Genomic DNA, 14702 nt, shown 5'->3' with positions numbered 1-14702 from the left:
ACGATGAGCAACGTTGAAACCATTAAGGTGGTCCCGGCGCGTTATCCGCTGCGGGCCGTCGGCGCCGCGGTGGCGCTGTTTGTCCTGGCCGTCGTGATTCAGTCCGTGGCCTTTAACCCGCGCTGGGAGTGGGCGGTATTCGCCCGCTGGTTCTTTGACCCGGTGATCCTGGAAGGCGTAGGGCAGACTCTGCTGCTGACCCTGATCGGCACCGCGCTGAGCGTGGTGTTGGGCGGCATACTGGCGCTGGCGAGACTGTCCTCGTCATGGCTGCTGAGCAGCCTGGCGTGGGGCTATATCTGGCTGTTTCGATCGCTGCCGCTGATTGTGGTGCTGATTGTTCTCTACAACTTCTCCTATCTCTACGACACACTCTCTCTCGGCGTGCCGTTCACCGGCATTACCTGGGGCAGCTTTGAAACCATCAACGTGCTGGGGCAGTTCTCTACCGCCGTGGTGGGGCTGACGCTGGTACAGAGCGCCTATACCGCCGAAATTATTCGTGGGGGCTTCCTCGGGGTCGATCACGGCCAGTACGAAGCGGCCGCCGCGCTGGGTCTCCCCGCCTGGCGCCGCACGGTGCGGATCATTTTGCCTCAGGCATTGCGCACCATACTGCCGTCGGGGTTCAACGAAATCATCAGCCTCGCCAAGGGCACGGCGATGGTGTACGTCCTGGCGATGCCGGAGCTGTTCTATACCATTCAGATGATCTACAACCGCACGCAGGAGGTGATCCCGCTGCTGATGGTCGGTGCTGCCTGGTACCTGGCGATCACCACCGTCCTGTCCGCTATCCAGTATGGCGTCGAGCGCGGTCTGGCGCGCAGCGAACGCCGCTCTGCCGTTAATCAGAATCGTGTCGCTCGTCGTACCCGTTCTGTCACCACCACGCCAGCACAGGAGCCCGTCCATGCAAGCCTCTCCTGAAGGACATATTTCGATTACCGGCGTCAGCAAATTTTTTGGCCGCCATAAGGCGCTCGACAACGTTTCGCTTGAGATCCCGCCCGGGTCCGTGACGGTGATCCTCGGGCCGTCCGGTTCTGGCAAATCAACCCTGCTGCGCACCATTAACCATCTGGAGCGCGTCGACGAAGGCTTTATTCAGATCGACGGGGATTACATTGGCTATCGCCGTCAGGGCGACAAGCTCTATGAGCTGAAGGAGAAGGAGATCCTCAAACAGCGTGTCAACGTGGGCTACGTATTCCAGAACTTCAATCTCTTCCCGCATCTGACGGTGCTGGAAAACCTGATTGAAGCGCCCATCGCGCACAAAAAACTCAGCAAAAAAGAGGCGGTGGAAAGGGCGTACAGCCTGCTGGACGTGGTTGGGCTGCGGGATAAAGCCGATGCCTGGTCACGCCATCTTTCCGGCGGTCAGCAGCAGCGTATCGCGATTGCCCGCGCGCTGGCGCTGCGCCCCCGCGTGATGCTGTTTGATGAACCCACCTCGGCGTTGGATCCGGAGTTGGTAGGGGAAGTGCTGGACGTGATCAAAAAGCTCGCCCGTTCCGGCACCACGCTGGTGGTCGTCACCCACGAGATCGGCTTTGCCCGTGAAGTCGCGGATCAGGTGGTATTTATGGTTGACGGGAAAATTGTTGAGCAGGGCAGTAGTGACGAGGTATTAAACCGTCCGTCACATGCGCGAACGCGCCAGTTTCTCTCCAAAGTCTTGTAAGGAGTGCCAATGAAATATGGACTTCTGGCGGGGCTGGTCTTCACGACGGTGAGCCACGCCAGCATTGATTTGAAAGCCAACGAGCAGCCGCTGCCGGTAACGCGCGATCCGCTGGCGGTGGCGAAGATCCCCGCCAATTATAAATTCGTTGAGCCGGGCACGCTGACGGTCGCCGTTTCGGCGCTGAATTCTCCGCCGCTGGCGCTGCTGGCCAGCGATAACCGCACGCGCATCGGCAGCGACCCGGATATCGCTCGCCTGCTGGCGGGCAGTCTGGGGCTAAAGCTGAAGCTGGTGCCGACGGCGTGGGAAGACTGGCCGCTGGGGATCAGCTCTGGGCGCTACGACGTGGCACTGGTGAACATTGCGGTGACCGAACAGCGCAAAGAGAAGTTTGATTTTGCGACCTACCGCGTCGATTCGCTGGCGTTTTCGGTGAAATCCACCAGCGAGATCCAGTCAATCAAAAGCGCGGAAGATCTGGCAGGGAAAAAGGTGATTGTCGGCTCCGGTACGAATCAGGAGCGCATTCTGCTTGGCTGGAACGAAGAGAACAAAAAGGCGGGGCGGACGCCCGCGCTGCCGGTCTATCTCCAGGACGATGCCTCGGGCAATCTCTATATTCAGTCCGGCAGGGCGGACGTGTTCTTCGGCCCTCAGTCGGTTTCAGCCTACAAAGCGGCGCTCACAGGCAAAACCCGCGTTGTCGGTTTAGGGCCGAAGAAGGCGTTTGTTGCCACGACCACGAAAAAAGGTAATGAGCTGGTCTACGCGCTGCAGGCCGCGCTGGACGGTGCGATCAAGCGGGGAGAGTACCAGAAGGTGCTGGCGCGCTGGGGTGAGCAGGGCGAAGCGGTGGCACAGTCGGAGGTCAACCCGCCTGGGATAACCTACTAATGGTGCTCTATACCCAAAATAATTCAAGTTGCAGGAAGGCGGCAAGGGAACGAATCCCCGGGAGCGTACATAAGTACGTGACTGGGGTGAGTGAGTGCAGCCAACGCACCTGCAACTTGAAGTATGACGGGTATACACTTAGGGTTTTCATCCCGGAGGAGGCAACATGATTAAACTCTATGGCGTACCTGGCTGGGGCTCGGCAATCAGTGAAGTGATGCTAACCCTGGCTGATATCCCTTATCAATTTATCAACGTGGACGGGTTTGACCAGCCCGGCCCGCAGCGTGAGCTGCTGCAAAAGCTTAACCCGCTGTGTCAGGTGCCGACGCTGGCGCTGGAAAATGGCGCCATCATGACCGAAACGGCGGCGATAGCGCTGATGGTGCTCGACCGTTGCCCGGATCTTGCCCCGCCCGTCGGCCGGGCCGAGCGCCAGCAGTTTCAGCGTTTGCTCATCTGGTTTGTGGCCAACGTCTATCCCACCTTTACCTATGCCGATTATCCCGAGCGCTGGGTGCCCGACGCGCCGGAGCAGCTGAAGAAAAACTGCATCGAATACCGAAAGTCCCTCTATTTATGGTTCGAAACTCAGCTTAAGGCCGCCCCGTTTGCGCTGGGGGAACAGCTGACTCTGCTCGACGTCTATATTGCGGTCGCGCGCACCTGGGGGCCACGTCACGAATGGTTTGCAGCCAATACGCCAAATCTGACGTCAATTGCCGATTCCGTTTGTGCGCTGCCGGAACTGCACAAGGTGTTAAAGGCAAACGAGATTATCTGATAACGTGGAACGCTCACCCACAACAGGAAGCCTGCACATGCCACACGTTGATATCAAATGTTTTCCCCGCGATTTGAATGATGAACAAAAAAACGCTCTGGCGGCGGATATCGCCGAGGTGATTACGCGCCATCTGAACAGCAAAGATCGCTCCATTTCGGTTGCGTTGAATGAAGTTCAGGAAGCCGACTGGAAAGCGCAGGTCTGGGATACCGAGATCGGACCGAAGCTGGACGAGCTGATCAAGAAGCCTGGGTACTCAATGTAAGGTTTGCCGGGCAGGCGGGAACGCTACCCGGCGTTGAATCTACAGCGCCGACCTGCGGTACGGCGCATAGTCCGCCTGCCACCAGGTTTTTTCGATTTGGGCCAGCAAGGTCTCGTCATCCATTGCAGCCGCGACGCCTTGCTTGATCGCCGCCCGGGCGACCGCAAACGCGATATTACGCGACACGGTATCAATGCGATCGACGGGAGGGAGTAACCCACCTTTTTCAGTGGTGACCAGCGGCGACTGCGCCGCCAGGCTGCGGCTCGCCACCATCAACATCTCTTCGGTAACCCGCCGCGCGTTGCTGGCCAGTATTCCCAGCCCCAGACCGGGGAAAATGTAGGCATTGTTACACTGGGCAATGTCGTACTGTTCGTTCTGCCAGAATACCGGCGAGAAGGGGCTACCCGTCGCAACCAGAGCGCTACCCTGCGTCCATTCGATCAGATCCTGAGGTTGCGCCTCTGCGCGCGATGTTGGGTTGGAGAGGGGCATAATGATAGGGCGCGGGCAGTGGCGGTGCATCTCTTTAACAATCGCTTCGCTGAACAGCCCCGGCTGACCGGATACCCCGATCATCACGGTTGGATGGGCATTTCTGACTACCTCCATCAGCGAAATATTGCACGATTCCACCTGCCAGTCTCGAATGGCTTCCCGCGCCGTAAGCAGGTTTTTCTGGAAATCGAGCAGGTTGGTCATGTCGTCGGTCAGTAAGCCAAAGCGATCGACCATAAAAATCCGGCTGCGGGCCTCGGCCTCGGTTAGCCCGTCGTCGACCATCAGCGCCACGATTTTTTCGGCTATACCGCATCCGGCAGAGCCGCTGCCGAGGAAGACCACGCGCTGATCGCGAATGCGGGTTCCGGCTGCATGAGCAGCAGCAATCAGCGTGCCGGCCGTGACGGCAGCGGTTCCCTGAATATCGTCATTGAAGCAGCACAGCTGGTCGCGGTAACGCTGGAGTAACTTTGTCGCATTTTTTTGCGCAAAATCTTCGAACTGCAGTAAAACAGTTGGCCAGCGGGCTTTGACCGTACTGATGAACATATCCATAAATTCAGCGTATTGCTCGTCGCTGATGCGCGGGTGCCGCCAGCCCATATACAGCGGGTCGTCCAGATGTTGCTGATTATTGGTGCCGACATCCAACATAATCGGCAACGTTGAGGCCGGATGAATACCACCGCACGCGGTATACAATGACAATTTGCCAATCGGAATGCCCATTCCGCCGATCCCCTGGTCGCCAAGGCCCAAAATACGTTCTCCGTCAGTTACCACGATCACGCGAATATCATTACGCGAGAAGCTTTGCAGCATTTCATCGATGCGGTGGCGATTCGGCCATGAAATAAAAAGCCCGCGCGCCCGACGATAGATGGTAGAGAAATGTTCGCAGGCTTCACCGACCGTTGGGGTATATATGATCGGCAGCGTCTCCTTCATATGTTTCCGCAACAGATTGTAAAACAGGGTCTCATTGGTGTCCTGAATATTGCGCAGATAAACGTGACGGGAAATATCACTTTTGAAATGACAGAATTGTACCCATGCGCGTTCGGTCTGCTCTTCAATGGTTTCGACATTATGCGGTAATAACCCGTGCAGATTAAAATTATCACGCTCTTCTTTAATGAACGCGAGGCCTTTATTCAGTAATGGGTTTTCCAGCAGCACCGCGCCGTTATAGGGCGTGTACAGCACTTCTTTGCGAGACATGGTTGACTCCTGAAATAGTAAAACGGATTAAATAAGATTTGCGAAGCAGGTCTGTTCTCAAGCGCGTTTATGTTTTTATTTAGCGCTAATCTAGCGGTTAAGAATCAGGGTGGTGGTGATAAGGGTCACACTCTGCCTGGTTTTATTAATTTCAAAATGTCGGGGTGATGAATAACTTTACTTACTAAAAGATGAATTAACTTTATAAAATGAAATCATTGCGGCCTTCACATTTCTGGCTGAATCCCCGTGCTAATTTCACGCTGAACCATTTTATCAATGGTGATTTAAAATTATTAAATATAAAGAATATTTTTGAACACGGGAGCCATCGGTTTTTACTCCTGTTTTTATATCCGAACCTACTAATCAGGTGATTATATGAAAGATAATCCTGTATCGACTTCTCCGGTCTCCTCGCGTTTTACGTTAGGGTTGAGTAATGCCGAAGTGGGCGCTGTCCCACTGATGCTGTTTGTGGGCATTGCGACCATCGTGGCGACGTCCGCATGGGCGGGGCTGCTGCCGAAAAATATGATCGGTGGACTGGCGGTGATCATGACGCTCGGTTTCGCCTTTGCCAAAATCGGTCGTCAGATCCCGGTGTTGAAGGACATCGGTGGCCCGGCCATTCTCTGCCTGATGGTGCCATCCATCCTGGTCTATTTTGGCGTATTCGAAAAACAGACGCTGGATACCGTACACCTGCTGATGAAAGAGGCGAATCTGCTCTATTTCGTCATTGCCTGTCTGGTGGTGGGAAGCATTCTGGGGATGAACCGGGTGCTGCTGATCCAGGGGATGATCCGCATGTTTGTACCGCTGGTTGTCGGGACGCTGATGGCGGTAATGAGCGGGTTAATCGTCGGCTCGCTGTTTGGCTATACGCCTTACCACACCTTTTTCTTCATCATCGTGCCGATTATTGGCGGCGGGATTGGTGAGGGAATTTTGCCCCTGTCGCTGGCGTATTCGGCCATACTCGGACAAGCGCCTGACGTTTACGTCGCACAGCTGGCGCCTGCCGCTGTCGTCGGTAATATCTTCGCCATCATCTGTGCCGGTACGCTGGCGCGTCTGGGAACGAAACGTCCTGCGCTTTCGGGAAACGGCATGCTAACCCGCAGCAAGGACGATCAGAATCTGTTTGCGGGGACGCAAAGCGCTCAGCAGACGGATTTCCACCTGATGGGGGGCGGGCTGCTCATGGTGTGCGCATTTTTCATCGTCGGTGGCCTGTTCGAAAAACTGGTGCACATCCCTGGTCCGGTGCTGATGATCCTCATCGCCGTGCTGTGTAAGTATTTCAGGGTGATCCCCGGCTCCATGGAGCAGGGGGCGCACAGCTGCTATAAATTTGTCTCGGCAGCGCTGGTCTGGCCGCTGATGATCGGTCTTGGCATGCTGTACGTACCGCTGGAGAGCGTGGTGGCGGTCTTCTCGGTGGGCTACGTTGTAGTGTGCGGATCGATCGTGATTGCCATGGCGCTGAGCGGCTATTTTATTGCGTCGCGTCTGAATATGTATCCCGTGGAAGCGGCTATTGTGACCTGCTGCCACAGCGGACTGGGTGGGACAGGGGACGTGGCGATTTTATCCGCCTCTAACCGCATGTCGCTGATGCCGTTCGCCCAAATCGCTACCCGCATCGGCGGCGCATCGACGGTGATTTTCGCCACGCTGCTGATGGGCTGGATAATGGCGCACTGATTCGAAATATCAGGAGACTGAATCGCAACGGCATTTTGTGAATGCCGTTGCGGTTCAGTCCTTTATAAAAGTCGCCGCGCTGGATAGAATTACCGCATCCACAGCGACCGGATACACCACTATGACCGGAAGAGTCGATTACCAGATTGAAAAATATCTCCTCACCGAAGCCGCCGAGCCGGAGCGCCTGACGCGCCAGTGGGCAGAGGTGCTGGAAGAGTGTCGTGAGCAAAAATCCGGCGCTGAGGAGCGCTTGCGCCTCGCGCTGCTCAATGTGGATTACGTGACCAGCTTCGAGCTTCCCTTCAGGCTTCTCCTCACCCGCGCACCGCAACTGATAGACGGCGTCAGAAACGAGCTTCAGCTTAGTCAGAAAAATGTTCTGTTTAACGGCAAGCGTTTTGGCTGCGTCTATAGCCTTAAAAAGGATCTCAACGGAATACCTGACGAGTTTACCTATCAGCTGAAAACGCGGATCCAGCGCAGCGACGCGACAGGATGTAATGAAGTCCCTTACCGGCAAATCGCCCAGCAGGTGAAAGCGCCCCGCGAACGACTCAAGCTGGCGCTGGAAAACGGGCTGTCCGTGACGGCGCTCGACGGGCTTTTCTGGTTTGGTATTCAGCGCATCGCGGCGGATGTGCAACGGTTACGCAAAACGGGGATCAGGATAGTGACATCTGAGACCGAGGTATTTGATACGCTCACCAGAACAGCTCGACGGATCCCCGTTTATCGTCTTGAAGGGGCAGAGACTATTTAACCTGCAGCAGTATCTTCATTAGCCCCGGAAAGCGGGCATCCAGATCGTCTCTTCGCAATGAAATCATATTTTCCCGCCCCTGCGGGCGCTGCCAGATAACGCCGCTGTCGCGCAGTACGCGCCAGTGGTGTGTCATTGTCGATTTCACTACATCCTCCGGGCGTAGCGCATTGCAACTCAGTTCACTGCCATCTGCCAGCCTGCGGATTATGGACAGGCGCAACGGGTTGCCGAGGGCAAACAGCACGTTTTCCAGGAGTATTTGCTCAGGTTCGGGGTGGTTTGGGATCATGGTTTTCCTGCGTGAAATGTCAGATTGAGCTATATCAACAATAGGTCAATCGTTAAAAAATAGTTCGATAATACTCGTACAATAGGACTATTATAGCAAACGAACGAATATACGACCATCCCGGTCGTCACACTACAGTCTTGAAGACTTAAGGAAATATCATGCCCCGACCCATCCCCCTCGAACGTTATCGCAACATCGGTATCTCCGCGCATATCGATGCCGGTAAAACAACCACCACTGAGCGCATCCTGTTTTATACCGGGATGAGCCACAAGCTGGGTGAAGTACACGATGGCGCGGCAACCACCGACTGGATGGCGCAGGAGCAGGAACGCGGGATCACCATTACCTCCGCGGCGGTCAGTTGCTTCTGGCCAGGTATGGACCGGGGGGTTGAACCGCACCGGATCAACATCATCGACACTCCGGGGCACGTGGATTTCACCATAGAGGTGGAGCGTTCCATGCGCGTACTCGACGGCGCCGTGATGGTGTATGACTCCGTGGGCGGCGTACAGCCGCAGTCGGAAACCGTCTGGCGTCAGGCGAACAAATACAAGGTTCCACGCATCGCGTTCGTTAACAAAATGGACCGTCCGGGCGCCGATTTTTTCCGCGTCGTGCGGATGATGCAGGAACGCCTGAAGGCCAATCCCGTACCGATTGTGATCCCGGTGGGCGCAGAAGATCATTTCACCGGGGTGGTGGATCTCATCAAGATGCGCACCATTCTGTGGGACGATGCCACCCAGGGCATGGCGTTTAGCTATGCGCCGGTACCTGACGATCTGCTCAGTACCGCACAGGAGTGGCGCGAAAAAATGGTCTCTGCGGCGGCAGAAGCAAGCGATGAGCTGATGGATAAGTACCTGGAAACGGGCGACCTTGATGAAGCTGAAATCATCAAGGGGTTGCGTATTCGCACCATTGCCGGGGAAATCCAGCCGATGCTGTGTGGCAGCGCCTTCAAAAACAAAGGCGTGCAGCGCATGCTGGACGCCGTGATCGAACTGATGCCGTCGCCGCTGGACGTGCCTGCCATTGATGGCGTGGATGAAAAAGGGCAGCACGCGGAGCGTCATCCAAGCGATGATGAGCCGTTCTCGGCGCTGGCGTTCAAGCTGATGAGCGACCCGTACGTTGGGCAACTGACCTTTATCCGCGTCTACTCGGGCGTGCTGCGCAAAGGCGACGCGGTGTACAACCCGGTGAAAGGCAAGAAAGAGCGCATCGGGCGTATCGTGCTGATGCATGCCAACGATCGCCATGAGGTGGACGAACTGCGCGCCGGGGATATCGCGGCCTGCGTGGGTCTGAAAGATGTCACGACCGGTGACACGCTGACCGACCCTAATGCGGTCATTACGCTTGAACGCATGGAGTTTCCGGACCCGGTGATTTCTCTGGCGATCGAGCCGAAAACCAAGGCCGACCAGGAGAAAATGGGTATTGCGCTGCAGCGTCTGGCGGCGGAAGACCCGTCGTTCCGACTCCACACCGACGAGGAATCAGGCCAGACAATTATCTCCGGGATGGGCGAGCTTCATCTGGAAATTATCGTCGACCGCATGAAGCGTGAGTTTGGCGTGGAGGCGAATATTGGTCGTCCACAGGTAACCTATCGTGAAACGCTGCGCAAAGCGGTGAAGGACATCGAAGGCAAATTTGTCCGTCAGTCCGGCGGTAAAGGGCAGTACGGCCATGTGGTACTCAGCCTTGAGCCGTTAGAGCCGGGCAGCGGCTTCAAGTTTGAAGATGCCACCAAGGGTGGCGTGGTACCGCGCGAGTATATTCCTTCCGTTGAGAAAGGATTGCGTGAGGCCATGAACTCCGGCGTGCTGGCGGGGTATCCGGTAGTCGATGTCAAAGCGACGCTGACGTTTGGCTCGTATCACGACGTCGACTCTTCGGAGATGGCCTTCCGCATGGCGGCGATCCTGGGCTTCAAAGAGGGCGCTCGTAAAGCGGAACCTGTCATCCTGGAGCCGGTGATGCACGTGGAGGTGGAAACGCCGGAAGAGTACGCCGGTAATATTATGGGCGATCTCTCCTCCCGTCGCGGCATGGTGCAGGGGATGGCTGAGCAGTACGGCAGCCAGATTATTCGTGCCGACGTGCCGCTGGCAGAGATGTTTGGCTATGCCACCACGCTGCGCTCGATGTCGCAGGGGCGCGCGACCTATACGATGGAGTTCCATCATTTTGCGGAAGCCCCGCGGAATGTTGCGGATGAGATTATTGCGCGTCGTGCGAAGTAGTTAATTAATTGCACACGGTAGCCGCTGGGCTATCGTGTGCTTTTTCCTCTGCAACAGAGGGCGATTCCTATCATATCATGATGTTACTTTATCAGCGTGGCCGAGCGAACTTTCCATGCGCCTTTTTCCTGAACGAGACAATCTGCTACAACGTGATCTTGTTTCTTACCAAACGCGATATAGACGTTTGTGCAAACGGCATCAAAATCAGAGTGTAAGATGGTTATCTGATCCCAGTCTTCATCCCAATCCTGGGATTTGATGAACATATCCGCATCTGGCATGTCTTTTTCGTTACTGTTGCCTGAATACATTTTTTTAATCGCTGCGATGGTCCCTGAGGCTACGTAATCATTCATGATGTCGGGATTAAGTACTGGCGGTTTATTCGTATTTAATTGCGCGATATACCATTGATTGAATTTAAGCGCCGCCAGGCCCGGTGAAGAGATGCTATTTGCGACCGCGAACGGAGACAGGGCGAAAAGAAAAAAGCAGAGTGTTTTCATTAGTCATGCCTGAACAGTTCGTAATGGGGCTGTATGGTTCGGTAAGCCTGTCCTGGATACAGAGAGCGTTGTACAAAATCGCTGATCCACTGCTGGCCATCGTATATGCAAACGTGCCCGCTATCGTGACCCATAATATTTTGGATAACGGCTACGTCACCGGCGTGAGGTTGATCGTATACCAGGCGGAAGCCTGCATTGACCAGTGTCCGCCCCATGTCTTTTGCCAGACGCGTATTGGGGATTTTTAATCTTCCGCACGTTCTGATCGCTTCGGTGACGTAGTGAGCACAATAACCCGTGCTCTTCGGTTGGGCGTGTGATTTGGCATACGAGATTGCGCCATCTTTATTCCATGTCATTGATATTTCCTTCTGGTGAGAGTGTTAATGCAGCAACTCCGGAAATATCCCCCGTTTTACCTCGTCATGGTAAACATAAAATGCCATAGAAATTTATTATAATTCAGTGGGATATGATTTAGGCAGTCAATCCAGCGCCTTCACCATCTTCCCACTCGCCACAAACGTCCCGGCGCCAAGATGATGCAGTGTATTCAGCTTATCCCCGTCAAACTGCCAGCGGCCAGCGACAAACGCGCGTTCGTCTGCTGCTGCTGAAACCACTTCACCAAACAGGGTGTCATATTTTTCTGCCGCAGAAGTTACAGGTAATAACCGGCACTCCATCCACGCCAGGCACTTCTCTTCAATAACCGGCAGGCCAAGCTCAGGGCCGTTCACGACCGGGATCCCATAGCAGTTGAATTTGTCTTCATCACGCCCGCTGACGCTACCAACTGCCCAGGTCCAGTTGGCCGCTGCCACGCCGGGGATGACGATGCCAAATTTCCCGCTGCGCTCAATCAATTCGCGCGACCAGGTACTTTTATCTACGACGATTGCGATGCGCGGCGGTTCAAACTCAACGGGCATTGACCATGCGGCGGCCATCACGTTGCGTCTGCCGAGTGTGCCATCCCGGCTGGTGATAAGCACAGTCGGGCCGTGGTTCAACAGACGGCTGGCATGACGTAATTCAACAGGGCGAAAGTGATTCATAGAGGCTCCTTATTTACTTTGATGAGTATGACGAAAAAGCACGTAAATCAAAGTGGGCGCATAAAATTAGTTTATAAACAGAACATCACAATCAAAGGAAACTGATTAATGTCCCCATTTCTGACCGCCTATTTCGCTCGCATCGGCTGGACGCAACCGACCGCTGTTAATATCGATACCCTGCGCGCGTTGCATTTACACCACAACTGTGCGATCCCGTTTGAAAATATTGATGTCGTTCTGCCGCGAGAGATCCACCTTGAGGATCAGAGTCTGGTCGACAAACTGGTCTCCGCGCGCCGTGGAGGCTATTGCTTTGAGCAAAACGGCCTGTTCGAACGCGTGTTGCGCGAGGTTGGCTTTACGGTTCGCAGCGTACTGGGACGCGTCGTTCTGGCAAATCCACCGCAAATGCCGCCGCGCACGCATCGCCTGCTGCTGGTTGAGCTTAACGGTGAACGCTGGATTGCCGACGTAGGATTTGGCGGCCAGACGCTGACGGCGCCGATTCGTTTGCTTGCCAATGAAGAACAAGAGACGCCGCACGGGCTGTATCGTCTGCTGAGTGAAGGTAACGACTGGGTGCTACAGTTCCGCCACCACGAGCACTGGCAGTCGATGTATCATTTTGACCTGACGACGCAGTATTTCAGTGATTACGTGATGGGGAATTTCTGGTCGGCGCACTGGCCGCAGTCGCATTTTCGCCACCATCTGCTGATGTGTCGTCACCTGCCGGATGGTGGCAAACTGACGCTGACCAACTTCAACTTTACCCACTGGCAGAACGGCCATGTGGAGGAGCAGGTCCATTTGCCGGACGCTGGCGCGCTTTATCAGCTCATGCAGGAACGTTTTGGTCTGGGCGTTGACGATGCAAAACACGGATTTTCACTGGCTGAGCTTACGGCCGTGATGGCGGGTTTTGAAACGCACGGAAAATAACTCACGTCGCTATCGGCCGCGAAACTCGCGTCGATAGCGGGAAGGTGAGGTATTGAGCAGATTGTGAAAGTGACGGCGTAAAGAGGTCGTTGAGGGAAAACCGACGCGCTCGGCAATGTCATCCACCGGCTGGTCGGTTTTTTCGAGATAGCGCTGTGCGACGATGATGCGCTGGTTGAGCAGCCAGCGCGAAAAACTTTCCCCCGTGGTTTGCTGGAACCGCCGGGTAAAACTGCGGCGGCTCATGCAGGCTTTCTCCGCCACGCAGTCCAGCGTCAGTGCGAGCTGGAGATTCTCCGTCGCCCAGGCCAGCGCATCGGTGAAATAATCCCCGCGACGCGTATTCTGAACCGGCAGCTCGACATACTGCCGCTGCCCGCCCTGGCGGTGCGGCGGGACAACCAGTAAGCGCGCCACGCCGTTTGCCACTTCGGCACCCCATGCCTGACGCACCAGATGCAGGCAGCAGTCAATGCTGGCCGCCGTTCCCGCAGAAGTGACAACGTCACCATCATCAATATAAAGCACGTCTTTATCCATTTGCACGGAGGGATAAAGGCGCTGAAAGTCAGCCGCCCATCGCCAGTGCGTGGTTGCAGGACGATGTTCCAGTAACCCGGCGGCGGCAACCACAAATGCACCCATGCACAAACCCACAATGCGTGCCCCCGCAGCATGGGCCTTTTGCAGCGCCAGAAGGAGGTCGGGATCCGCGGCTCGCTCGGGAACATCCCAGCTTGGGACGATCACCATATCCATTCCGGCCAACGCATCGAGCCCGCGTTCAACAACGATAGAAAATCCGGCATTGGTCTTCAGTACGCCAGGCGTCGTGGCGCAAACGACCAGCTGACAAAGGGGCTCGCCTTGTGGCGTGAGCGCTTTCTCAAACACGGCATAGGGCACCGAAAGGTGAAAAGGGATGATGCCATCAAATACCACGATACCAATTTTCAACGTCATAAAAGCCTCCATGAGCCAGCCAGTATAGAAGTCTGGCTGGCGAAGGAGATCAAGTCCGGTCTTATTTTGTGACCGGCAGTGCCATAACGTCTTTGGTGGTCATGACCTCAGCGAAGACATCGGCCACGCCGGCGAGTGCCGCCCGCTGCAGCGTTTTGTGATCCACCACGCCGCCCTGGCCGTCATCCAGATCGCGCGTTGCCGTTGCATCTTCAGGAATAATAACGCTGTAACCCAGCGGTACAGCGTCACGCGCGGTCGACGAAATGCACATGTGCGTCATCAGCCCAATAACAATCACCGTTTTAATCCCTTTTTTCTTTAATTGCGCATCCAGGTCGGTGCCAACAAAAGCGCTCGGGGTTGCTTTGGTGATAATGGCGTCTTGCGCTGAAGGCTGCAGATCTTTATGGAACTGCGCATAAACAGATCCTTCGGCAAACAGCGGGCTCTCTTTCGGCCCCATATGACGAACGAAGTAGACCGGCATCCCTTGTTGGTGGGCATAGCTGACCAGCTTTTGACTGTTTTTCAGCACGTTTTCACCATCCGGGATCACCATCTGACCGCGAAAATCTTTTGATGCGTAATACTCGTTTTGAATATCCACCACGATTAACGCAGTTTCAGATGCCGATAAGGATGGGGTAGCTTCTGCGCCTGTCATTGCGCGAATGGTTTTGGTATTCATGCGGGTTGTCTCCTGTGCGGTAGCATAAGTGGAAAATGCGCTCATCATGCCGATCAGCAATGCCGTACGAAAAATGGGTCTCATTTCATAAACGTCCTCTGCGTTGTGTTCGGACGCCATTATTTCGCAGAGTCTACAAAGGAAGG

Annotated in this window: 16 protein-coding genes; 9 read left to right on the top strand and 7 right to left on the bottom strand. The window is 55.2% G+C overall.

Annotated features, from left to right (window positions below; translation table 11 throughout):
* Positions 1–3 precede the first annotated feature (3 nt).
* The 5 genes from K5E19_RS04385 (at position 4) to pptA (ending at position 3636) form a co-directional block, all read left to right on the top strand.
* On the top strand, positions 4–930 hold the full coding sequence (locus K5E19_RS04385; protein ID WP_221550159.1) for an amino acid ABC transporter permease: 927 nt from the start codon (positions 4–6) through the stop codon (positions 928–930).
* Entirely contained in the window at positions 914–1687 is a 774-nt protein-coding gene (locus K5E19_RS04380) for an amino acid ABC transporter ATP-binding protein (protein WP_023335851.1), read from the top strand. Before K5E19_RS04385 ends, K5E19_RS04380 begins: the two co-directional genes overlap by 17 nt.
* 9 nt (positions 1688–1696) lie before the next feature.
* The gene (locus tag K5E19_RS04375; protein WP_221550158.1) at positions 1697–2584 is read left to right on the top strand and encodes an ABC transporter substrate-binding protein; all 888 of its coding nucleotides are present in this window, start codon (positions 1697–1699) and stop codon (positions 2582–2584) included.
* A gap of 166 nt (positions 2585–2750) precedes the next feature.
* The gene (locus tag K5E19_RS04370; RefSeq protein WP_221550157.1) at positions 2751–3368 is read left to right on the top strand and encodes a glutathione S-transferase family protein; all 618 of its coding nucleotides are present in this window, start codon (positions 2751–2753) and stop codon (positions 3366–3368) included.
* 37 nt (positions 3369–3405) lie between these two features.
* Positions 3406–3636, top strand: a complete 231-nt coding sequence (gene pptA / locus K5E19_RS04365) for a tautomerase PptA (RefSeq protein ID WP_010426149.1) — start codon at positions 3406–3408, stop codon at positions 3634–3636.
* A 39-nt stretch (positions 3637–3675) separates the two neighbouring features.
* On the opposite strand, the gene K5E19_RS04360 is transcribed toward pptA, so the two are convergent.
* Positions 3676–5361 (bottom strand): NAD-dependent malic enzyme, encoded by a 1686-nt coding sequence (locus tag K5E19_RS04360; RefSeq protein ID WP_221550156.1) that lies wholly within the window; start codon positions 5359–5361, stop codon positions 3676–3678.
* Positions 5362–5742: 381 nt separating this feature from the next.
* On the opposite strand from K5E19_RS04360, the gene K5E19_RS04355 reads away from it, so the two are divergent.
* Both K5E19_RS04355 and K5E19_RS04350 read left to right on the top strand, forming a co-directional pair.
* Positions 5743–7071 (top strand): 2-hydroxycarboxylate transporter family protein, encoded by a 1329-nt coding sequence (locus K5E19_RS04355; RefSeq protein WP_221550155.1) that lies wholly within the window; start codon positions 5743–5745, stop codon positions 7069–7071.
* Positions 7072–7192: 121 nt separating this feature from the next.
* Positions 7193–7834 carry a helix-turn-helix domain-containing protein gene (locus K5E19_RS04350; protein WP_221550154.1) on the top strand — a complete coding sequence of 214 codons (642 nt, stop codon included), beginning with the start codon at positions 7193–7195 and terminating at the stop codon, positions 7832–7834.
* Here K5E19_RS04350 and K5E19_RS04345 read toward each other — a convergent pair.
* Positions 7827–8126, bottom strand: a complete 300-nt coding sequence (locus K5E19_RS04345; protein ID WP_221550153.1) for a helix-turn-helix transcriptional regulator — start codon at positions 8124–8126, stop codon at positions 7827–7829. The genes K5E19_RS04350 and K5E19_RS04345 overlap by 8 nt on opposite strands.
* 161 nt (positions 8127–8287) lie before the next feature.
* Between K5E19_RS04345 and fusA the strand changes: the two genes are divergently transcribed.
* Complete coding sequence (gene fusA, locus K5E19_RS04340; RefSeq protein ID WP_221550152.1) at positions 8288–10387, top strand: elongation factor G; 2100 nt, start codon at positions 8288–8290, stop codon at positions 10385–10387.
* Positions 10388–10470: 83 nt separating this feature from the next.
* Here the strand turns inward: fusA and K5E19_RS04335 are convergent, their stop codons facing one another.
* From K5E19_RS04335 to K5E19_RS04325, 3 genes are all read right to left on the bottom strand, one after another.
* Positions 10471–10896, bottom strand: coding sequence for a DUF3828 domain-containing protein (locus K5E19_RS04335; RefSeq protein WP_221550151.1), 426 nt, complete (start codon positions 10894–10896; stop codon positions 10471–10473).
* Entirely contained in the window at positions 10896–11258 is a 363-nt protein-coding gene (locus tag K5E19_RS04330) for a CHAP domain-containing protein (RefSeq protein ID WP_221550150.1), read from the bottom strand. The genes K5E19_RS04335 and K5E19_RS04330 overlap by 1 nt, the downstream gene beginning before the upstream one ends.
* Positions 11259–11384: 126 nt before the next feature.
* Complete coding sequence (locus tag K5E19_RS04325; RefSeq protein WP_221550149.1) at positions 11385–11957, bottom strand: flavin reductase family protein; 573 nt, start codon at positions 11955–11957, stop codon at positions 11385–11387.
* A 108-nt stretch (positions 11958–12065) separates the two neighbouring features.
* Between K5E19_RS04325 and nhoA the strand changes: the two genes are divergently transcribed.
* Entirely contained in the window at positions 12066–12902 is an 837-nt protein-coding gene (gene nhoA / locus K5E19_RS04320) for an N-hydroxyarylamine O-acetyltransferase (RefSeq protein ID WP_221550148.1), read from the top strand.
* A 9-nt stretch (positions 12903–12911) separates the two neighbouring features.
* Here nhoA and K5E19_RS04315 read toward each other — a convergent pair whose 3' ends face one another.
* Together K5E19_RS04315 and K5E19_RS04310 are read right to left on the bottom strand one after the other, a co-directional pair.
* Complete coding sequence (locus K5E19_RS04315; RefSeq protein WP_221550147.1) at positions 12912–13865, bottom strand: GlxA family transcriptional regulator; 954 nt, start codon at positions 13863–13865, stop codon at positions 12912–12914.
* 61 nt (positions 13866–13926) lie between these two features.
* The gene (locus K5E19_RS04310) at positions 13927–14640 is read right to left on the bottom strand and encodes a cysteine hydrolase family protein (protein ID WP_221550146.1); all 714 of its coding nucleotides are present in this window, start codon (positions 14638–14640) and stop codon (positions 13927–13929) included.
* Between the last annotated feature and the right edge of the window lie 62 nt (positions 14641–14702).

Origin of the sequence: Enterobacter sp. RIT637, from assembly GCF_019718755.1 — a bacterium.
GTDB lineage: Bacteria > Pseudomonadota > Gammaproteobacteria > Enterobacterales > Enterobacteriaceae > Enterobacter.
The sequence above is the reverse complement of the archived record's forward strand: the minus strand, read 5'-3'. Positions and strand labels throughout refer to the sequence as shown.